Below are 17869 nucleotides of genomic sequence, written 5' to 3'. Positions count from 1 at the left end.
CGTGACGACGGCGGACGACTGTCCCGTCGCCGGCCGTTACCGGTTTCCCACCCTTCTCACCCGGCGCCAGGGTGCTGCGCTCAGCCGTGCGCGGCGGCGACGCCGGTGGCGAACGACGTGTCGCACACCGGACGGGCGTAGGACTGGGCGCGGGTCGGGCCGTAGACCCGGACCGCGGCCTGGCCGAGGGCGCGGGCGATGGACTTGCAGTGCCGGGCCAGCGACGGGCGGCCGTTGACGGCCTGCTGGAGGTGGGTGAGGGCGACGCCCGGGTTCTCCTCCTGCAGTTCGGTCAGCAGCTTGTCGCGCAGGACGTCCTGTGGGGCGCGCTTGGCGGCACGTGGACTGCCGACGGAGGTGTCCGCTGCGGTGAGCACCGGGTCGGTGGAGTTCCCCGACCAGTTGACTCGGGTGACCGCGAGGGTCCCGGAGAGCACCAGGACGACGGGCAGGACGAAAGCGAGGGTGCGGCCGATCCGGCGGGCGGGGCCCCGGCCGCGTCGCGTCTGTTGGGTGTTGGAGTGCTTCACGCGTGTGAGGGTAGCGCGGGGTAATGGTTTGTAGACATTTAGTCACCGGTTCGGGGGATGAGAGAGGGCCTCTTTTTGGGTAGAGGGTTGACGCACACCGCTCGAAACGTCCGGTCTGCCGGGGTATTTGTCGACAACGAAGAGGGCCCCGCAGCACGCTGCGGGGCCCGCTTCGTCAACTTGGGTGAATCACCCGGGGTTGTGCGTTTGCCGACGCGTCAGTCGGACAGACGCTCACCGCTCGACGTGGAGAACACGTGGGTCTCGCCGGAGCGCGGGACGACGCGCAGCTGGCTGCCCTTCTCCGGGACGTCACGGCCGCTGACACGGACGACGAGGTCCTTGGAGTCGTCGCCGACCTTGGCGGTGCCGTAGACGTAGGCGTCGGCGCCCAGCTCCTCGACGACGTTGACGGTGACCGCGAGACCCAGCTCGGCCTCCGGGCCGGCCACGTCGAAGTGCTCGGGGCGGACACCGACCGTGACGGTCTTGTCGCTGGTGGCGGCGAGCGCGTCACGTTGCACCGGCACGACCGAGTTGCCGAACTTCACGCCGCCGTCGGTGACCGGCACCTCGACCAGGTTCATGGCCGGGGAGCCGATGAAGCCGGCCACGAAGAGGTTGGCGGGCTTGTCGTACATGTTGCGCGGGGTGTCGATCTGCTGGAGCAGACCGTCCTTGAGGACCGCCACGCGGTCGCCCATCGTCATGGCCTCGACCTGGTCGTGCGTGACGTAGACGGTGGTGATGCCGAGGCGGCGCTGCAGCGACGCGATCTGCGTACGGGTCGACACACGGAGCTTGGCGTCCAGGTTGGACAGCGGCTCGTCCATGAGGAACACCTGCGGCTCACGCACGATGGCGCGGCCCATGGCGACACGCTGGCGCTGACCGCCGGAGAGGGCCTTCGGCTTGCGGTCCAGGTACTCGGTGAGGTCGAGGATCTTCGCGGCCTCCTCGACCTTCTGCCGGATCTCCGCCTTGTTGACGCCGGCGATCTTGAGCGCGAAGCCCATGTTGTCGGCGACGGTCATGTGCGGGTACAGCGCGTAGTTCTGGAACACCATGGCGATGTCCCGGTCCTTCGGCGGCAGGTGGGTGACGTCGCGGTCGCCGATGCGGATGGCGCCGGCGTTGACGTCCTCGAGCCCCGCGAGCATGCGGAGCGAGGTGGACTTGCCGCAGCCGGACGGGCCGACGAGGACGAGGAACTCGCCGTCCTCGATGTCGATGTCGAGCGCGTCAACAGCGGGCTTGGTGGAACCCGGGTAGATCCGGGTCGCCTTGTCGAACTGCACAGTGGCCATGGTGAGTGAACCCCTTCTACCGGCAGGAACGTGCCGGACGATCCGAGTAGGAAGGCGGTGCCACGACGGTGTTCCGTTGTGGTGTAGTCCACGCGTGTGAACTGGCTCAGGACGGTACCTGGCGTTCACACGTCTGTCAGTAGTTCCGGGCCTGTGAACTTCGCGGAAATTTTCGAAGCGGCGGCCGGGCCTTCCGTGACGACGGCGGTCATGCCCGCTCGTACCGGCCCGCCAGCACGGCCACCGCCCGGGCGACCGCCCGCCGCAGCCCGGGCGGTCCGAGCACCTCCGCCTCCGCGCCCAGCCGGAGCAGATCACCGACCGCCACGGCCTCGGCCTCCACGGTCAGCTCCACCTCCACCCAGCCGTCCCCGTCCGGCGGGCCGGCGCTCTCCAGGGCCCGTACGCCCGCCGCCCCGAACTGCATCGGCAGCAGCCGCCGCGCCCGGGGGGAGATCCGCAACCGGGCGACGTCCTGCCGGAGGGCGGCCTCCAGGCGCCGGGACGACTCCTCCCAGTAGGCGGCCAGATCGAACCCGGCCGGACGGTCGAAGGTCTCCCCGGTGTCCTCGACGGCCAGCACGCGCGACACCCGGTACGTCCGGACGGCCTCCTCCGCCAGGGCGACCAGGTACCAGATGCCGCCCTTCAGGACGAGCCCCAGCGGCCGCACCTCCCGGTGCACCTCGCCGCGCCACCGCCGGTAGTGCACGCGCAGCGCCCGCTGCTCCCACACGGCCGCCGCGACCGCCTCCAGGCACGGCACCGGGTCGGCCTCCCGGAACCAGGCCGGCGCGTCCAGGTGGAACCGCTCCTTGACCCGGCGCGCCTGCCCGGCGAGCTCCGCGGGCAGGGCGGCCTGCACCTTCAGCTGGGCGCTGGCCAGTACCGCGCCGAGCCCCAGGTCCCGCGCGGGGCCGGGCATCCCGGCGAGGAACAGCGACCCGGCCTCGGCGTCGGTCAGGCCGGTCAGCCGCGTCCGGTACCCGTCGACCAGCCGGTAGCCGCCCTCGGGCCCCCGGTCGGCACAGACCGGCACACCCGCCGCGCCCAGCGCCTCGACGTCCCGGTAGACCGTCCGCACCGACACCTCCAGCTCGGCGGCCAGCTCGAGCGCGGTCATGCGCCCGCGGTTCTGGAGCAGCAGGAGCAGGGAGAGGAGCCGGTCGGCGCGCATGGGGGCCATTGTGCGGTGTCCGGGGGCGTACCTGACAGGAGATGTCAGGTACGCGGATCAGGCTGGGTCCCAGACGCCTTCACGGCCCGCCCGGGCCCCTGACGAGAGGACCGCCCATGCCCGGCTCCCGTACCACCGCCACCACGGGTCACTTCACTTTCGCCGACTGGCAGGAACGCGCGCTCGGCCCGGGCGAGGACACGCACCCCCGGCTCGCCCACGCCTCGGTCCGCAACACGTTCAGCGGCGGCATCGAGGCGGCCGGGACGATCTGCGAGTACACCATCGTCTACACCACCCCCAAGACCGGCTCCTTCGCCGGCATGGAGCTGCTCACCGGCCGCCTCGACGGGCGGGAGGGGAGCTTCGCCGTCGAGGAACGCGGGTGGTTCGGCGAGGACGGAACCGTGCACTGCGCCTTCGAGGTGGTGGAGGGCTCGGGCAGTGGGGAGCTGTCCGGGCTGAAGGGGAAGGGCGGCTTCACCGCGCGGCAGGGGGAGGCGGCGGTGGCGTACCGGTTCGAGTACGAGCTGGGATGAGACCGGGCGGACCGGAACTTCGTGGCTCGGGGTAACGGGCTCTGTGTACAGTGGTGCCGCCTCGCGTACGGCGTCGTAGTACGCGCGCCTCCTTAGCTCAGCTGGCCAGAGCAACGCACTTGTAATGCGTAGGTCGTCGGTTCGAATCCGACAGGGGGCTCTGCTGGAACCCCAGGTCAGATGTGTTCTGACCTGGGGTTTTGTCGTCAGTGGATGTGGCGACTCGGACGTTTCCTGACCTGTCCGTGTGCGTGATCAGGACCAGATGTAGGTCATCACCACGAAGATCACGACGAGAAGTCCGAGGGTCACCCCTCCAGCGGTGGTCATAGCCTCGTAGTAGGAGGCTTCCTCCATCACCCTGTGGGCGATGCCCGCAGCACCACCACCGATGATCGCAAGGAGGACTGCGACCCGGGCGTCGTGCAGCTTGTTCCTCGGGGGCTTGTCCCCGGGCCCAGAGAGCTGCGGACCGTCGTGCGTTGCCGTCATGGCTCGCTGCCTTCGTCAGTCGCCTGTGAAGGATGACCTGTCGGATTCGGACTGGCGAAGTTGTCCGGCCGCTGATGCGGCTTCACCCCAAGGGCTGCTCGGTCGGCCATGGCGTGGTCGGGGCCGGCGACCCGTCTTGCTCGGGTCCTCCACTCCTGCCGCTCCATGGATGCAACTGTGACATCCGGACGCCGGCAGGACTCGGCTTACGCCCGGACCGCCCCGTCGTCTGTAACGGGGGCTTGTCGTCAAAGAGATCGTGACTCAGGCCACGCCGAATATCCCAACTCAGACGGGCATTTGTGGGCTTGGTCACCAGCCCTCCATACGGGTGACCGTCAGTGGGATCACCGCTGCTCAGAGGCTAGTTGGCGCATTTTTGGAGTCCTTGATCAGTCCCGTTTGACGAGGGCCCGGTACATCATCTGGAGGGCTCCGCTCGGCGTCGATCGGCCTGCTGTCGATTGACGGAACATCAGATGAACGACTCGCACACGTGCTTGATGTCCGCTCCGGGCTGGTGTTCATGACGACCTGAGGCGGCGCCGGGCGCATGTTTGCGCCCAAGGAGTCGTGCTCCGGCGTGAGAGCCCCCCGGGGGCCCTTGCGTTGTCCAGGTCAGATCTTTCCCGACCTGGGTTTCCTCAGCCGCCGTGCGATTTCCAGCTGGTCGTCATCCAGGGGGCGGCCGTCCTCGATCTCCCACAGGGCGTTCTGGAGGAGGCGGCCGAGGGTCCAGGCCCGGGCTCGGGGGCGGTCCAGGGTGAGGATGTCGGTCATGGCGTCGAAGCGCCAGAGGATGTCGTCGGGGTCGTAGCGGTTGTCGAGGGCCGGCCAGAGTTCGAAGCCGGGGTCGCCTGCCAGGGGCTTGGGGTCGATGGCGAGCCAGGGGGCGCGGTCGGAGGACAGCACGTTCTCGTCGTGCAGGTCCCAGTGGAGGAGGCGGTCGCCCGGTTCGTCCACGACCTCGCGGACGGCGGCCGCGCAGTCCGCGATCAGGGCGCGGGCCTCGGGGTCGGGGATGCGGGGCAGCGCCCACGGGGTCTGGTCGAGCATGGCGCGGGCGATGTCGCCGAGGCGCCGCAGGCCGGGCGGGGCGGGGAAGGAGGTGAGGTGGGCGAGGAGTTCGGCGATGGTGACGACGGCCTGGTGGGGGTCCGGGACGTGGGACAGCATCCGGGTCTCGTCGAGACGCTCCAGCAGCATGGTGCCGGTGGGCTCGTCGTGGTCGAGGAGGCGGACGGCTCCGTCGCCGTCCCAGGCCCGCAGGGCGACCGGTTCGCCTTCGCTCTCCTCGTCGAGGAGCTGGAGTTTGAGGACCGCGGTGGTGCCGTCGCGGCGGACGACCGGGAGGACCAGGGCGGAGACGCCGTGCATGGGCGGTCCGTCGGGTGCCAGCTCCCAGCGGTCGAGGAAGCCGGCCGTCAGGTCGGGCAGTCCGGCGATGAAGGCGCGGCCGGCCTCGCCGTTGAACTTCTCCTGTGATGCCGCCAGTTCACGGGGAATGTCGATCACTTTCGGCACGGTAGTGGGGGTGTGCCGGGTGGGTCATGTGAATTTGCCCGGCCGGTGAAGCGGCGTGGCGGGGGAGTCGCCCGACCGCCCCGCCGGGTGCCGAGGGCGCCGGGCGGGCGGCGTGCGTCAGGGTTCCAGGGCTGTGCGTCAGGGTTCCGGGACTGCGCGTCAGGGCCCGAGGACTGCGCGTCAGGGCTCCAGGACCACCTTGCCCGTCGTCCCCCGGGTCTCCAGCGCGCGGTGCGCGACCGCGGCGTCGGCGAGGGGGAAGCGGTGGACGGCCGGGGTGAGGCGGCCCGCGGCGGCCTCGGTGAGGGCGCGCAGTTCGAGGATGCGGACGGGGTCGGGGCCGCCGGCCTTCTGGAGCATGACGGGGCCGAGGACCTGCTCGGAGACGCCGTCGACGAGGTAGGGCTCGCCGTCGTGGAGGCCCTCGCCGGACCAGCCGAAGACGATGTGCCTGCCGCCCGGGCCCAGGAGGGCGACGGCCTCGCGGGCCGCGTCGCCGCCCACGCCGTCGAAGACGACGGTGGCGGTCCGGCCGCCGAGGTGGGCGCGGACCTTCGCGGGCCAGGCGGGGTCCGTGTAGTCGACGGCGAGATCGGCGCCGTTGGCCTGGACGCGGGCGACCTTCTCCGGCCCGCCCGCGAGACCGACGACGGTGGCGCCGGCGTTCTTGGCGTACTGCACGAGGAGGGTGCCGATGCCGCCGGCGGCGGCCGGGACGATCGCGACCGAGTCGGGGCCGAGGTCGGCGAACTGCAGGATCCCCATCGTCGTACGGCCCGTGCCGATCATGGCGACGGCCTCGGCGAAGTCGAGGTTCTCCGGGATCTCGTGCAGGCGTTCGACGCCGGTGACGGTCAGTTCGGCGTAACCGCCGGGGGCGAAGCCGAGGTGGGCGACGACCCGCTTGCCGAGCCACCGGTCGGCGACGCCCTCGCCCAGGGACTCGACGACCCCGGCGACCTCGCGGCCGGGGATGGTGGGCAGGCGCGTCGGCTCGGGTGCCGGACCCTGCATGCCCTCGCGCAGGGCCGTGTCCAGGAGGTGGACGCCCGCCGCCCGTACGGCGACACGGACCTGGCCGGGGCCCGGCCGGGGGTCCTCGACCTGCTCGTAGGTGAAATTCTCGGCCGGGCCGAAGGCGTGCAGGCGGATGGCGTGCATGCGGGGCTCCTCGCGGTGTCGTGGTTGCGCGGGCTGTGTGGTGCCGTGGCTGCGCGGTGTCGTGGGCAGCGCGGTGTCTCGTGGTCCGAGCGCTGCCGTGCTCCGCGTGGTGCCGTGGTCCGCACCCCAGCCTTCAACCTCAAGCGTGCTTGAGGTCAAGCTCCCGCCGGCCGAGGGCCAGGGACACCGCCGTCAGGGCGCTGTTGAAGGAGACCTCCGACAGCACACCGGGGGCCGCGACCTGGTCGCCCGCGAGGTAGACGCCGTCGCCCCGGTCCACCGCGGGCCGGTCCCGCCAGCTGGTGCCGGGCAGGTCGACCGCGCCCGTACGGCCGTTCGCCACGGCCTCGCGCCGCCAGGTGACGCGCTCGCGCCAGCCCGGGAAGCCCAGGTCGAGCAGCTGCTCGGCGCGGGCGGTGCCGTCGGCCTTGGACTCGTGCGGGGCGATGGGGAGGTGCCCCTGGATCAGCTGCTCGCCGGCCGGGGCGAGGCTGCGGTCCTGGGCGGTGAACCGCTCCAGCCAGCCGGGCGCGTCGAGGTCGGAGACCACGAAGGCGTCCCCGCGCCGGGTGCGCAGAGCGAGGTCGACGAGGACGGCACGGCCGCTCGGCCAGGTCAGCGAGTCGTCGCCCAGCAGCCGCCGGGCGGCGTCGAGGGAGGTGGCGACGACGACCGGCGTGTCCGTGGGGAGCGTGTCGACGCGGGACAGGGTCTCGATCCGCACGCCCAGGTTCCAGGCGCGGGCGGCCATGCGGTCGATGAGGCTCGCCCAGCCGCCGCGCGGGTAGTGCGCCTCGGGCGGCAGCTTGGTGGCGCGGCGCAGCCGCTCCTGCACGAACGCCGCCGACAGGGAGCCGGGGTCGTGGTGGAAGAGGGCGACGGCCGAGTAGTGGGCGGCGGCCCGGGCGCCCTCCTCGCCCGCGATGCCGGTGGCCCAGGTCAGGAAGTCGACGTCCACGGGCGCCTGTTCGGCGGTCCGGCGCAGCAGCTTCAGCATCGGGAAGGGCGGGGTGCGGCGCAGCACGCCGTGGTGGCGCAGCCGCAGCCGGGCCGCCTCCAGGGGCGGGATCGGGGCGAGCGGGCCGATGAGGTCGCGCTGCTTGAGCCAGGCCCAGTGCGGGCCGCCGTTGTAGAGGGCGTGCGGACCCTCGTTCGTGCGGTACGGGCCCTCGGCGGTGCGGGCCCGGCCGCCTAGGGTGTGGTGGGCCTCGTGGATGGTGACCTTGGCGCCGGCCTCGGCGGCGGTGATGGCCGCGGTCAGTCCGGCGAAGCCGCCGCCGATCACGGTGATGCGGTGCATGGCTGGGGGTCTCCCTGCGGTCGTCGTGGTGGCTTTCCGGGAGTACGACGGGCCGCGGGCGCCGGAATGTGACATCGGGCGTGTTCGCGCAGGTCAGGGCGGGTTGTCAGTGGCGGGGTACAGCATGGGGGCATGGCGAGGAGAGCGGCGGGCGGTACGGGTGTGAAGGGCGCGCGGCGGCCGGAGGTGCGCCTGCCGGTGCTGGAGCCGTACGAGGGCGGGGGGCTGGAGCCCGACGGGGACTACGACGGGCTGGAGTTCCGGGACGCGGACCTCGCCGGGCAGGACGGCTCGGGCGCCCGCTTCATGGACTGCGCGCTCACGGGCTGCGCGCTGGACGAGACCCGGCTGCGGCACGCCCGGATCCTGGACTCGGCCCTGAGCGGCGTCCGGGGCGTCGGCACGGACCTGGCCGAGGCGACCCTGCGCGACGTGGAGCTGACCGACGCCCGCCTCGGCGGACCGCAACTGCACGGGGCGGTGCTGGAGCGGGTGCTGATCCGCGGCGGCAAGATCGACTATCTGAACCTGCGCACGGCCCGGCTCAGAGACGTCGTCTTCGAGAGCTGCGTCCTCGTCGAGCCGGACTTCGGCGGTGCCCGTCTGGAGCGGGTGGAGTTCGTCGACTGCGCGCTGAAGGGCGCCGACCTCCACGCGGCGACCCTCGTCGACGTCGACCTGCGCGGGGCCGCGTCGCTGGAGATCAGCCGGGGGCTGGACCGGCTGTCGGGGGCGGTGATCAGCACGGCCCAACTGCTCGATCTGGCGCCGGTGCTGGCGGCGCAGTGGGGGATCCGGGTGGAGGACTGACGGCCCGGGTCCCACCGGACCGCCCGGGGCGTCACGGCAGGCGGGGGAAGCGGGCCTGGAGGGTCCAGATCGCCGGGTTCTCCGCGAGGCCGTCGTGCAGGTCGGTCAGGTCGGCGATCAGGTCGTGCAGGAAGTCCCGGGCCTCACGGCGCAGTTCGCTGTGGGAGACGGTGAGCGGGGGCTCCTCCGCGCGCATCCAGTCGGCCTCGATGTCCACCCAGCCGAAGCGCCGCTCGAAGAGCATCCGGTCGGTCGACTCGGTGAAGTCCAGCTCCGCCCGCTGCGGCCGGGACGCCCGGGAGCCCGCCGGGTCCCGGTCGATGCGCTCCACGATGTCGCACAGCGCCCACGCGAAGTCGAGCACCGGCACCCATCCCCAGGCTGTGGACACTTCGTGGTCCGTCTTGGTGTCCGCCAGATAGACGTCACCGCAGAACAGGTCGTGCCGCAGGGTGCGGACGTCCGCGCGGCGGTAGTCGGTCTGCGGCGGGTCGGGGAAGCGGTTGGAGAGGGCGTAGCCGATGTCGAGCACGGATGTGATGGTGTCACGCGACCGTAGGATCGCGACCGTGGCCCGATCTGTACGTCTTGTCCCCGCCCTGCTCGCCTCCGTTCTCACCCTCGCGGGGTGCGGCGGCGGAGTGCACGGCACACCGGGCGGCTCCGGCGTACGCGACCCGTACTTCCCGAAGGCGGGCAACGGCGGCTACGACGTCGCCCACTACGGCCTGCGCCTCTCCTACGACCCGGACGCGCACCACCTCACCGGCACGGCCACCGTCACCGCCCGTGCCACCCAGGACCTCTCCGCCTTCAACCTCGACCTCCAGGGCCTGGAGGTCGAGCGGGTCACCGTCGGCGGTGAGACCGCCCGCTGGAACCGCGCCGGGCAGGAGCTGACCGTCCGGCCGCACACCGACATCGACCGGGACGACACGTTCCGCGTGACCGTCCGCTACTCCGGCGCGCCCGAGACGCTCACCGACCCGGACGGCTCCCGCGAAGGCTGGCTGCGCACCTCGGACGGGGTGCTCGCGCTCGGCGAGCCGACGGGGTCCATGACGTGGTTCCCCGGCAACCACCACCCGTCCGACAAGGCGGCGTACGACCTCACGGTGACGGTGCCGCAGGGGCTGCGGGCCGTCTCCAACGGGGAGCTGCGGAGCGAGCGGACCGCGCGGGGCCGTACGACGTACATGTGGCACACCGGTGAGCCGATGGCGAGCTACCTCGCCACCCTCGCGATCGGCCGTTTCGACATCAGCCGTTCCAGCACGCGGGACGGTCTGCCCGTGTACACCGCCGTCGACCCGGCCGAGGCCGGGGCGAGCCGGCCGGTGCTCGGGCGGATCCCCGAGGTGCTCCGCTGGGCGGAGCGGCGCTTCGGCCCGTACCCCTTCTCCTCCACCGGCGCGATCGTCGACCGGGCGGCCGACCTCGGCTACGCCCTGGAGACCCAGACCCGGCCGGTCTTCCCCGGCGCCCCCGACCTCACGCTCCTCGTCCACGAACTGGCCCACCAGTGGTACGGCGACTCCGTCTCGCCGAAGAGCTGGCGGGACATGTGGCTCAACGAGGGCTTCGCGACGTACGCGGAGTGGCTGTGGGAGGAGGACCACGGCGGGAAGAGCGCGCAGGAGACCTTCGACGCGCTGTACTCCGGCGGCCACTTCGACACCGAGGAGGCCGGGGAGTCCGTCTGGGCGTTCCCGCCGGCGGACCCGCCGAGCGCCGCGCGGATCTCCGACGCGCCGGTGTACTGGCGGGGCGCGATGGTGCTGCAGAAGGTCCGTCAGACCGTCGGGGACGAGCAGTTCTGGCGGATCCTGAAGGGCTGGGCGGCCGCGTACCGGCACGGCAACGCCGACACGGCCGACTTCACGGCGTACGTCGAGGAGCAGGCCCCGGGGAAGGACTTCGGCGGGATCTGGGAGGACTGGCTGTACGGGGAGGGGAAGCCGGAGCGGCCCTGAGGGCACTACGGCGTGGTCAGCTCCTTGCGCAGCACCGCGCAGGGGCGGTCCAGCCGGCGGTCCCGGCGGTGGTCGATGGTCTCGTAGCCGAGGGCGGTCCAGAAGGCGAGGGCCTTCGGGTTGTTCGCCAGGACGGCGAGGCGTACGGCCGTCCGGCCGGCCTGGCGGAAGCGGTCCTCCACGAGGGTGGCCAGGCGGCGGCCGTGGCCCTGGCCCTGAAGGCTCGCGTCCACCATCAGCAGGCCGATCCAGGGATCCGGGTCGGCCGGGTCGGGGTGGTGGGCGAGGGTGACGGCGATACCGATGAGCCGGCCGAAACTGCGGGCGAGCAGGATCTCGGCGTCCGGGTGTTCCCGCTCCTCCGCCAGGGCGGCCGCGACCTGCTCGGGGCGGATGTCCTTCGGGTCCGGGAAGTCGCCGCTGAGGGTGTGGAACTCGGGGTGGGAGGCGTAGAGGGCGGTCAGCTCCGCGAGGAGGGAGTCGCTCAGCGGGGCCGGGGGCAGGGGGTCGAGGATCATCGTCCGTGGGGCTTCCGTGCGGTGTGGCCGGTGTGGCCGGTGGTCGTCTGTGGCTTGTCGCGCCCACGGGGCGGAGCCGCATGTCGATACGGCCCCGCGCCCCTCGGGGCATGCGTCCGAGGACGTCGGAGCCCCCGGCCCGTTACCGCGGCCGGGGGCTCCACACGTGGACGGAGATGTCCGTCAGACGTTCACGCCGAAGTCCTGGGCGATGCCGACCAGGCCCGAGGCGTAGCCCTGGCCGACCGCGCGGAACTTCCACTCGGCGCCGTTGCGGTACAGCTCGCCGAAGACCATGGCCGTCTCCGTCGCCGCGTCCTCGGAGAGGTCGTAGCGGGCGATCTCGGCGCCGCCGGCCTGGTTGACGATGCGGATGTAGGCGTTGCGGACCTGGCCGAAGTTCTGCGAGCGGTTCTCGGCGTCGTAGATCGAGACCGGGAAGACGATCTTGTCGATGTCGGCCGGAAGCGCGGCCAGGTTGACGTTGATCGCCTCGTCGTCGCCGGCGCCCTCACCCGTGCGGTTGTCACCGGTGTGGACGATGGAGTTGTCCGGGGTCTGCTTGTTGTTGAAGAAGACGAAGTGGGCGTCCGAGTAGACCTTGCCCTGCGTGTTGACCGCGATCGCGGACGCGTCGAGGTCGAAGTCCGTGCCGGTGGTGGTGCGGACGTCCCAGCCGAGGCCCACGGTGACGGCGGTCAGGCCCGGAGCCTCCTTGGTGAGCGAGACGTTGCCACCCTTGGACAGGCTTACAGCCATTGTTGGGAGTCCCTTCCCTCGTTTGTGCGGCAAAGAAGCTGCGGCACCGAAGCTACAGCTACCCCCATGAACGTGGAGAGGGGTACGCGAGGTTCCTGGTCCTTTACTTTCTTTACTCTCGGATATTCGGGTGACGTGGACCGGACAGGAGCGGGAACATGGACGGCATGTCCGGTCCCCATGTCATCCGCGGCTCCGTCTCCCTGCCCGAGGCCGAGCTCATGTGGCGTTTCTCGCGGTCGTCGGGGCCGGGCGGGCAGCACGTCAACACCAGCGACTCCAAGGTCGAACTGAGCTTCGACCTGGCCCGGACCGAGGCGCTGCCCGCCGTGTGGAAGCAGCGGGCGCTCGAGCGGCTGGCCGGGCGCCTGGTCGACGGCGTCGTCACCGTCCGCTCCTCCGAGCACCGCTCCCAGTGGCGCAACCGCGAGGCCGCCGCCGTACGCCTCGCCGCGCTCCTCGCCGAGGCCACCGCGCCCCCGCCCAAGCCCCGCAGGCCGACCCGCATCCCGCGCGGCATCAACGAACACCGGCTGCGGGAGAAGAAGCAGCGCTCGGAGACCAAGCGGGGGCGTAACGCCCAGAACTGGGGCTAGGTCAGCCCCAGTACACCCACCGTCTGGCCTCCGCTGTTCTCGCCGTTCGGGCGGAAGCCGAGGTCCAGGTAGAAGCGCTCCGGGCCGTCGGGGCCCGGGTGCCAGCAGACGTAGAACTCCTTGGCGCCCCGTCGGCGGAGTTCCTCCGCGACCGACTCGACGGCGAAGCGGCCGTAGCCCCTGCCCTGCTCCCCGGCCGCGATGTTCAGCCGCCACAGGCCCGAGCGGCGGACACTGCCGTCCTCGTACCAGTCGATGTCGAGGAAGGCCATCAGGAAACCGACCGGGCGGTCCCCGTCGACGATCAGGCGGGGCCAGGCGACGCCGGGATGCGCATACGCCTCGGCGAGCGACTTCACGACCGGGGCGACCGCGTGTTCCTGGTCGGGGCGGACGGCGATGCCGAGGGCGGCGTCGAGGTTCGCGGGGGTGATCTCTTCGAGGCGCGGGCCGCCGGTCGTCGTCATGCGCGCACCCTAGGTGTGCGGTCCACCGCCCGGCGAACGGTTTCTTCAGGCCAAGTGTCAGGCCAAGTGGCGGTACCGGCCCCGGAAGTACGTCAGCGGGCCGCCCTCCGCGCTCGGCACACGGGCGGTCAGGACGCGACCGATCACCAGGGTGTGGTCGCCCGACGGCACGCGCTGCTCGGTGCGGCACTCCAGGACGGCCAGGGCACCGCCCACCAGGGGCGCGCCGGTGTACTCGCCGCGGGTGTACGGGATGTCGGCGAACAGCAGCCGGTCGCTGACGCGGCCCTTCATGGCGAAACGGCCGGCGATGTGCCGCTGGCTCTCGGAGAGGACCGAGACCGCCCACAGCTCCTGCTCCTCCAGCAGCTCGTCCATGCGGGAGCCGTCGCGCAGGCTCACCAGCACCAGGGGCGGGTCGAGGGACACCGACATGAAGGCCGTGGCTGTCATGCCCACGTCCTCGCTGGCCGGCGCGCCGGGATCGTCCGGGTCGAGCGACGCCTCCTGGGCGGTCACCAGGACCACGCCCGAGGCCAGCCGGGACATGGCGGCGCGGAACTCGTCGTTGCTCACCCCCTCAGCATGCCCGGAGGCGGGCTTCGGAATGATCGGCGACGTGGCTGCGGGAGTGTTCGGCACACCGGAAACGCTAATCTCCGTCCGGCACGCCCCGCATCGGGCTCCCGCCCGATCACGGTCCTAGGACTCCCGGCGGACACCCGGGAAATATTCGTGCGCAACCTGACAAAGTTTGCGTTCGGTAGACGCACGTGAAGAACGCAGAAACTCCACTCAATTGTTCAGGTTTGCCTGTGACTTGAGTCACAAGGGGCAGGAATTGTTGACCCTGTGTACCGAGTGGGCAGCGCGCTGTGATTCAGTGGCTGGGAAGCTGCCAGGACGTACGCCGATGAGAACCCTTGATTCTTGATTCGCTGCGAGGTACTCGGGGGGAGGGCGAGCATGGAGACCGAGTCGGAGCCCTACGTCCGTCTTGCGTCCCTGCGACAACTGCACCAGGTCATGGCCGACATGAACACGGCCCGCAGCCTGGCGGACACACTGCAGACCGTCGCGGAGGGCGTCGTCGCCGCCCTCGGGTACGAGCTGGCGTGCGTGAACCTCGTCCGGCCCGACGGCGACCTCGTCGTCGCCGCCTTCGCCGGGAACCCGGCGGCCGAGGCCCTCATCACCGGCCGCGTCGGCTCCCGCGACTCCTGGGAGCGCCGCCTCGGCATGGGCGAGCACTGGGGCGACCTGGTGTTCATACCGCACACCGAGGGCTGGGTCCTCGACGACGACGACGTCCCGCAGTGGTACACCGACGGCCCCGCCCCCCGCTTCGAGGACGAGTGGCACCCGGCCGACCGCCTCTTCGCCCCCATGTACGCGCCCGCACCGAAGGGCAGCGGTACGTGCGGCGAGCTGATCGGCGTGCTCTCCGTGGACCGGCCGCGCAACGGCCGCCGGCCCGGCGCCTGGGGCCGCGAGGCGCTCCAGATGTACGCCTTCCAGGCCGCCATCGCCATCAGCAACGCGCGTCTACGTGCCAACATGCAGCGCGCCCTGGTCCGGCTGGAGCGCGAGCAGCAGGCCCTGCGGGCCAGTGAGGAAAGCTTCAGGCAGGCCTTCGAGTACGCCCCCTCCGGCATGGCCATCGCCGAGATGGGCGGCGACCAGCACGGCCGGATCCTGCGCACCAACGACGCCCTGTGCCGCCTGCTCGGCCGCCCCGCCTCCGCGATGCGCCGCTACTCGTTCTCCGACCTGGTCCACCCCGAGGACATAGGCACGCTGCTGCGGACCTCCGCCGAGGGCGGCCGCGCCGAGCTGCGCCTGGGCCGCCGGGACGGCACATACGTCTGGGTCAGCCTGCGCAACAGCGTGGTCGCGGACGCCGCCGACGGGCCGCGCTTCCTGCTCACCCACGTCGAGGACATCGAGGAGCGCAAGCGCCGCGAGCTCCAGCTCGCCCACCGCGCCTCGCACGACTCGCTCACCGGCCTGCCGAACTCCGCGGAGCTGCGCTCCCGCCTGTCCGCGCGCCTGTGCCAGCGCGCGACCCCGCACGCCGCCGTCGCCGAGTCCCACGACGCCGCCTACGGCCACGCCTTCGACGTGGTCGGGCCCGGCTTCGACTTCCGGCAGAGCGCCGAGCCGTACGACGCGTACGACCACCACGTGCACACCGTCGCCCCGGACGGCGACCACGACGACGGCACCAAGGGCCTCGCCGTGCTCTTCTGCGACCTCGACGGCTTCAAGTCGATCAACGACCGGTTCGGGCACAACGCGGGTGACGCGGTGCTCATCGAGGTCGCCCGGCGGCTGAGCAACGGCGTCCGCGACGGCGACACGGTCGCCCGGCTCGGGGGTGACGAATTCGTCATCCTGGCCGACGGGCTCGGCCGCGCCGACGCGCAGGACCTCGCGGTCCGCCTCCGCAACGAGATCATCCAGCCCATCCGCGCCGAGGGGCGGGCCGTCCGGGTGGGCGCCAGCTTCGGCATCGGATGGGCACACTGTGGAATGACGGCGGACGAAGTGTTGAAATCCGCTGACGAGCGGATGTACGTCGAGAAACGATCTCGTCCCAAACAACACAGACGCGCGGGGTGAACCCCAGGTCAGCGAGTTGATGCGGTCTGAGTCACCCGTTTGGGTCACTGGGAGCGGGTAGGCTCGCTCTCTCACGACCCGTACCGCATGCACCGCACCTGACTGAGGAGACCAAGGGATGACGCCCGGCAACAACGGCGCGAGCACGCCCGAGGACGACGACCCGTTCGGCTATCTCTACGCCGACGGGCAGGCCAACGGAGCCCAGCCGCCGTCCGGTGGCTACGGCTACCCGAACTCGGTCAACCGGGTGCGAGCGGTCGGCACGCGCCAGTACGGCCAGCAGCCGCAGCACGCGCAGCCGGCGCCGTACGGGCAGGTCCCGCAGCAGCAGGGCGCCTACGGCCGGCCGAACGCGCACTACGCGGCGCCGGAGACGCTGCCGGGCGGTGCCCCCACGGCCCAGACGCAGATGCATTCCGGCGGCGGTGGCGGCCGGGGCGGTCGCGGCCCGAACACCAAGGGCCTGCTGATCGGCGCGATCGCGGTGGTCGCCGCGGTCGTCATCGGCATCGGCGTGGCCATGCTGGGCGGCGACAAGGACAAGACCGAGGCGGGCAACGAGACCGGCACGACGCCGACGCAGTCGCAGGAGTCGCAGCCGAGTCCGTCGAGCAGCGATGACGCCGAGAGCCAGGTCGACCTGCCGAAGATCGACGCCAAGGCGCTGCGTCTCGGCGGCGGCGCGTCGCTCGCCCAGGACGTGAAGGGCGCCCAGTCCGACGGCGGCATCTACGTGGGCAACCTCAACCAGGTCGGCTCCTCGGTCACCTGGACCGTCAACGGCATCCCCAAGGACGGGCCCTACACGGTCTTCGCCCGCTACAGCGCGGTGGACGAGGACCAGGAGATGACGCTCACCGTCAACGGCAAGCCGTTCGGCACCAAGCTGAACATGGGCAACTTCACGCACACGTCGGACGGCGACTTCTCCAAGGGCTGGACGAAGACCTACGCCTGGCCGACCCTCAACAAGGGCACGAACACGATCACCGTCTCCTGTCAGGACGGCGACAAGTGCAATGTCCTGCTGGACCAGCTGTGGCTGAAGGCGGGCCAGGTCAAGGACTGAGCCGGCCCGAACCTACGCCGCGCTGACCTCTTGCGAGACCGACACCCTCCCCAGCAACTCCTCGTACAGCCCCCGGTCGAACTCCCCGGCCACCGGTGCTGCCACGGTCGCCGCGGACAGCGCTGTCGCGCGGGTCAGGCGGTCCGGCCAGGGGAGGTGGTCCGCCAGGCCCGACAGCAGGCCCGCGACCGCGGAGTCGCCCGCGCCCGTCGGGTTGCCTCGGACGGAGGCCGGTGGGGTGGCTCGCCAGCGGCCCTCTCGGGTGGCGGCGAGGAGGCCCGCGGAGCCCAGGGACGCGACGACCGCGCCGGCGCCGCGGCGGCGGGCGTCCTGGGTGGCGCGCAGGGGCTCGTGGGAGCCCGTCAGTTCCGCCAGTTCGTCCGCGTTCGGCTTGATGATGTCCGGGCGGGCCGCGACGCCCCGGCGCAGGGGTTCGCCGCTGGTGTCGAGGAGGACCGGGACTCCGGCGGCGCGGGCCGTGCGGACCAGGCCCGCGTACGCGCCCACCGGCACGCCCGGCGGCAGGCTGCCGCACAGGGCCACGGCGGAGGCGCCGTGGAGCAGGTCCGCGTAGGCCTCCTGGAAGGCCGACCATTCGAGGGGCGTGATCGTCGGGCCCGGTTCGTTCAGCTGTGTCGTGTCGCCGGTCCGGTCGTCCACCACCGCGATCGTGCGGCGGGTCGCGCCCGCGACCGGGACCAGCGCGTCCGCCACGCCCGGGACCGCCGCCAGCTTCTCCTGCACGACCCGGCCCGTCGCCCCGCCCGTGAAACCCGTCACCGTCACCTCGTGGCCGAGTGCCGCGAGGACCCGGGCCACGTTGAGGCCCTTGCCGCCCGGGCGTTCCGTCACCTCGGAGACGCGGTGGGAGGCGTGGGGCGTGAGGGACCGCACGCGGTAGGTGATGTCGAGAGCGGTGTTCAGCGTGACCGTGAGGATCACCTGGGCCGACCTCCCCCGAGAATGTGCTTGCCGCCGTGGACTTCCGAAAGCCCGATCATGCCAAAGAGACGGCGGTCGGC

General features: G+C 71.7%; 19 protein-coding genes, 1 tRNA gene and 1 riboswitch. Of the genes, 7 read left to right on the top strand and 13 right to left on the bottom strand.

Annotated features, from left to right (window positions below; all coding sequences use genetic code 11):
* Positions 1-80: 80 nt before the first annotated feature.
* From ABZ386_RS25655 to ABZ386_RS25645, 3 genes are all read right to left on the bottom strand, one after another.
* On the bottom strand, positions 81-530 hold the full coding sequence (locus ABZ386_RS25655; RefSeq protein WP_114253809.1) for a hypothetical protein: 450 nt from the start codon (positions 528-530) through the stop codon (positions 81-83).
* A 218-nt stretch (positions 531-748) separates the two neighbouring features.
* Entirely contained in the window at positions 749-1837 is a 1089-nt protein-coding gene (gene ugpC / locus ABZ386_RS25650; protein WP_351338391.1) for a sn-glycerol-3-phosphate ABC transporter ATP-binding protein UgpC, read from the bottom strand.
* Positions 1838-2045: 208 nt separating this feature from the next.
* Positions 2046-3014, bottom strand: a complete 969-nt coding sequence (locus tag ABZ386_RS25645; RefSeq protein WP_358965964.1) for a WYL domain-containing protein — start codon at positions 3012-3014, stop codon at positions 2046-2048.
* A 116-nt stretch (positions 3015-3130) separates the two neighbouring features.
* Between ABZ386_RS25645 and ABZ386_RS25640 the strand changes: the two genes are divergently transcribed.
* The gene (locus ABZ386_RS25640) at positions 3131-3553 is read left to right on the top strand and encodes a DUF3224 domain-containing protein (protein WP_358965962.1); all 423 of its coding nucleotides are present in this window, start codon (positions 3131-3133) and stop codon (positions 3551-3553) included.
* Between the two features lie 86 nt (positions 3554-3639).
* Positions 3640-3713 (top strand) — tRNA-Thr (locus ABZ386_RS25635).
* Positions 3714-3808: 95 nt separating this feature from the next.
* Here the strand turns inward: ABZ386_RS25635 and ABZ386_RS25630 are convergent.
* The 4 genes from ABZ386_RS25630 to ABZ386_RS25615 form a co-directional block, all read right to left on the bottom strand.
* Positions 3809-4045, bottom strand: a complete 237-nt coding sequence (locus tag ABZ386_RS25630; protein ID WP_351338397.1) for a hypothetical protein — start codon at positions 4043-4045, stop codon at positions 3809-3811.
* A 5-nt stretch (positions 4046-4050) separates the two neighbouring features.
* A riboswitch (cyclic di-AMP (ydaO/yuaA leader) is annotated at positions 4051-4232 on the bottom strand.
* 431 nt (positions 4233-4663) lie between these two features.
* Complete coding sequence (locus tag ABZ386_RS25625; RefSeq protein ID WP_358965960.1) at positions 4664-5560, bottom strand: aminoglycoside phosphotransferase family protein; 897 nt, start codon at positions 5558-5560, stop codon at positions 4664-4666.
* A 189-nt stretch (positions 5561-5749) separates the two neighbouring features.
* The gene (locus ABZ386_RS25620) at positions 5750-6730 is read right to left on the bottom strand and encodes a zinc-binding dehydrogenase (RefSeq protein WP_358965959.1); all 981 of its coding nucleotides are present in this window, start codon (positions 6728-6730) and stop codon (positions 5750-5752) included.
* A 139-nt stretch (positions 6731-6869) separates the two neighbouring features.
* Entirely contained in the window at positions 6870-8030 is a 1161-nt protein-coding gene (locus ABZ386_RS25615; RefSeq protein ID WP_351338403.1) for an FAD-dependent oxidoreductase, read from the bottom strand.
* Between the two features lie 132 nt (positions 8031-8162).
* Here ABZ386_RS25615 and ABZ386_RS25610 point away from each other — a divergent pair, with 132 nt between their 5' ends.
* Entirely contained in the window at positions 8163-8840 is a 678-nt protein-coding gene (locus tag ABZ386_RS25610) for a pentapeptide repeat-containing protein (RefSeq protein WP_355716032.1), read from the top strand.
* Between the two features lie 31 nt (positions 8841-8871).
* Here the strand turns inward: ABZ386_RS25610 and ABZ386_RS25605 are convergent, their stop codons facing one another.
* Positions 8872-9372 carry a hypothetical protein gene (locus ABZ386_RS25605; RefSeq protein ID WP_358965958.1) on the bottom strand — a complete coding sequence of 167 codons (501 nt, stop codon included), beginning with the start codon at positions 9370-9372 and terminating at the stop codon, positions 8872-8874.
* A 7-nt stretch (positions 9373-9379) separates the two neighbouring features.
* On the opposite strand from ABZ386_RS25605, the gene ABZ386_RS25600 reads away from it, so the two are divergent.
* The gene (locus ABZ386_RS25600; protein WP_356616636.1) at positions 9380-10813 is read left to right on the top strand and encodes a M1 family metallopeptidase; all 1434 of its coding nucleotides are present in this window, start codon (positions 9380-9382) and stop codon (positions 10811-10813) included.
* A gap of 5 nt (positions 10814-10818) precedes the next feature.
* Here ABZ386_RS25600 and ABZ386_RS25595 read toward each other — a convergent pair whose 3' ends face one another.
* Positions 10819-11331 (bottom strand): GNAT family N-acetyltransferase, encoded by a 513-nt coding sequence (locus ABZ386_RS25595; RefSeq protein WP_351338412.1) that lies wholly within the window; start codon positions 11329-11331, stop codon positions 10819-10821.
* Between the two features lie 183 nt (positions 11332-11514).
* A complete protein-coding gene (locus ABZ386_RS25590; RefSeq protein WP_010035999.1) occupies positions 11515-12090 on the bottom strand; it encodes a TerD family protein in 576 nt (191 codons plus the stop codon).
* A 158-nt stretch (positions 12091-12248) separates the two neighbouring features.
* Between ABZ386_RS25590 and arfB the strand changes: the two genes are divergently transcribed.
* The gene (arfB, locus tag ABZ386_RS25585) at positions 12249-12686 is read left to right on the top strand and encodes an alternative ribosome rescue aminoacyl-tRNA hydrolase ArfB (RefSeq protein WP_358965956.1); all 438 of its coding nucleotides are present in this window, start codon (positions 12249-12251) and stop codon (positions 12684-12686) included.
* On the opposite strand, the gene ABZ386_RS25580 is transcribed toward arfB, so the two are convergent.
* Together ABZ386_RS25580 and ABZ386_RS25575 are read right to left on the bottom strand one after the other, a co-directional pair.
* Positions 12683-13153, bottom strand: coding sequence for a GNAT family N-acetyltransferase (locus ABZ386_RS25580; protein ID WP_356616534.1), 471 nt, complete (start codon positions 13151-13153; stop codon positions 12683-12685). The two genes, arfB and ABZ386_RS25580, sit on opposite strands and share 4 nt — an antisense overlap.
* Positions 13154-13210: 57 nt before the next feature.
* The gene (locus tag ABZ386_RS25575; RefSeq protein ID WP_356500377.1) at positions 13211-13795 is read right to left on the bottom strand and encodes a flavin reductase family protein; all 585 of its coding nucleotides are present in this window, start codon (positions 13793-13795) and stop codon (positions 13211-13213) included.
* Between the two features lie 324 nt (positions 13796-14119).
* On the opposite strand from ABZ386_RS25575, the gene cdgB reads away from it, so the two are divergent.
* Both cdgB and ABZ386_RS25565 read left to right on the top strand, forming a co-directional pair.
* A complete protein-coding gene (cdgB, locus tag ABZ386_RS25570) occupies positions 14120-15775 on the top strand; it encodes a diguanylate cyclase CdgB (protein WP_351338424.1) in 1656 nt (551 codons plus the stop codon).
* Between the two features lie 118 nt (positions 15776-15893).
* Positions 15894-16847 carry a carbohydrate-binding protein gene (locus ABZ386_RS25565; RefSeq protein ID WP_351338426.1) on the top strand — a complete coding sequence of 318 codons (954 nt, stop codon included), beginning with the start codon at positions 15894-15896 and terminating at the stop codon, positions 16845-16847.
* A gap of 12 nt (positions 16848-16859) precedes the next feature.
* On the opposite strand, the gene ABZ386_RS25560 is transcribed toward ABZ386_RS25565, so the two are convergent.
* A complete protein-coding gene (locus ABZ386_RS25560; RefSeq protein WP_358965954.1) occupies positions 16860-17789 on the bottom strand; it encodes a 1-phosphofructokinase family hexose kinase in 930 nt (309 codons plus the stop codon).
* Positions 17790-17869 lie beyond the last annotated feature (80 nt).

The sequence above is a fragment of the Streptomyces sp. NPDC006140 genome (assembly GCF_040628815.1).
Taxonomy (GTDB): domain Bacteria; phylum Actinomycetota; class Actinomycetes; order Streptomycetales; family Streptomycetaceae; genus Streptomyces.
This window is presented reverse-complemented; position numbering and strand designations above follow the sequence as displayed.

What these genes read in the sequence shown, in the direction of transcription:
- ABZ386_RS25565 (WP_351338426.1), top strand. Translation starts at nt 15,894, where the DNA reads ATGACGCCCGGCAACAACGGCGCGAGCACGCCCGAGGACGACGACCCG.
- ugpC (WP_351338391.1), bottom strand. Translation starts at nt 1,837, where the DNA reads ATGGCCACTGTGCAGTTCGACAAGGCGACCCGGATCTACCCGGGTTCC.
- ABZ386_RS25630 (WP_351338397.1), bottom strand. Translation starts at nt 4,045, where the DNA reads ATGACGGCAACGCACGACGGTCCGCAGCTCTCTGGGCCCGGGGACAAG.
- ABZ386_RS25620 (WP_358965959.1), bottom strand. Translation starts at nt 6,730, where the DNA reads ATGCACGCCATCCGCCTGCACGCCTTCGGCCCGGCCGAGAATTTCACC.
- arfB (WP_358965956.1), top strand. Translation starts at nt 12,249, where the DNA reads ATGGACGGCATGTCCGGTCCCCATGTCATCCGCGGCTCCGTCTCCCTG.
- ABZ386_RS25595 (WP_351338412.1), bottom strand. Translation starts at nt 11,331, where the DNA reads ATGATCCTCGACCCCCTGCCCCCGGCCCCGCTGAGCGACTCCCTCCTC.
- ABZ386_RS25590 (WP_010035999.1), bottom strand. Translation starts at nt 12,090, where the DNA reads ATGGCTGTAAGCCTGTCCAAGGGTGGCAACGTCTCGCTCACCAAGGAG.
- ABZ386_RS25600 (WP_356616636.1), top strand. Translation starts at nt 9,380, where the DNA reads ATGGTGTCACGCGACCGTAGGATCGCGACCGTGGCCCGATCTGTACGT.
- ABZ386_RS25580 (WP_356616534.1), bottom strand. Translation starts at nt 13,153, where the DNA reads ATGACGACGACCGGCGGCCCGCGCCTCGAAGAGATCACCCCCGCGAAC.
- ABZ386_RS25610 (WP_355716032.1), top strand. Translation starts at nt 8,163, where the DNA reads ATGGCGAGGAGAGCGGCGGGCGGTACGGGTGTGAAGGGCGCGCGGCGG.
- ABZ386_RS25645 (WP_358965964.1), bottom strand. Translation starts at nt 3,014, where the DNA reads ATGCGCGCCGACCGGCTCCTCTCCCTGCTCCTGCTGCTCCAGAACCGC.
- cdgB (WP_351338424.1), top strand. Translation starts at nt 14,120, where the DNA reads ATGGAGACCGAGTCGGAGCCCTACGTCCGTCTTGCGTCCCTGCGACAA.
- ABZ386_RS25640 (WP_358965962.1), top strand. Translation starts at nt 3,131, where the DNA reads ATGCCCGGCTCCCGTACCACCGCCACCACGGGTCACTTCACTTTCGCC.
- ABZ386_RS25615 (WP_351338403.1), bottom strand. Translation starts at nt 8,030, where the DNA reads ATGCACCGCATCACCGTGATCGGCGGCGGCTTCGCCGGACTGACCGCG.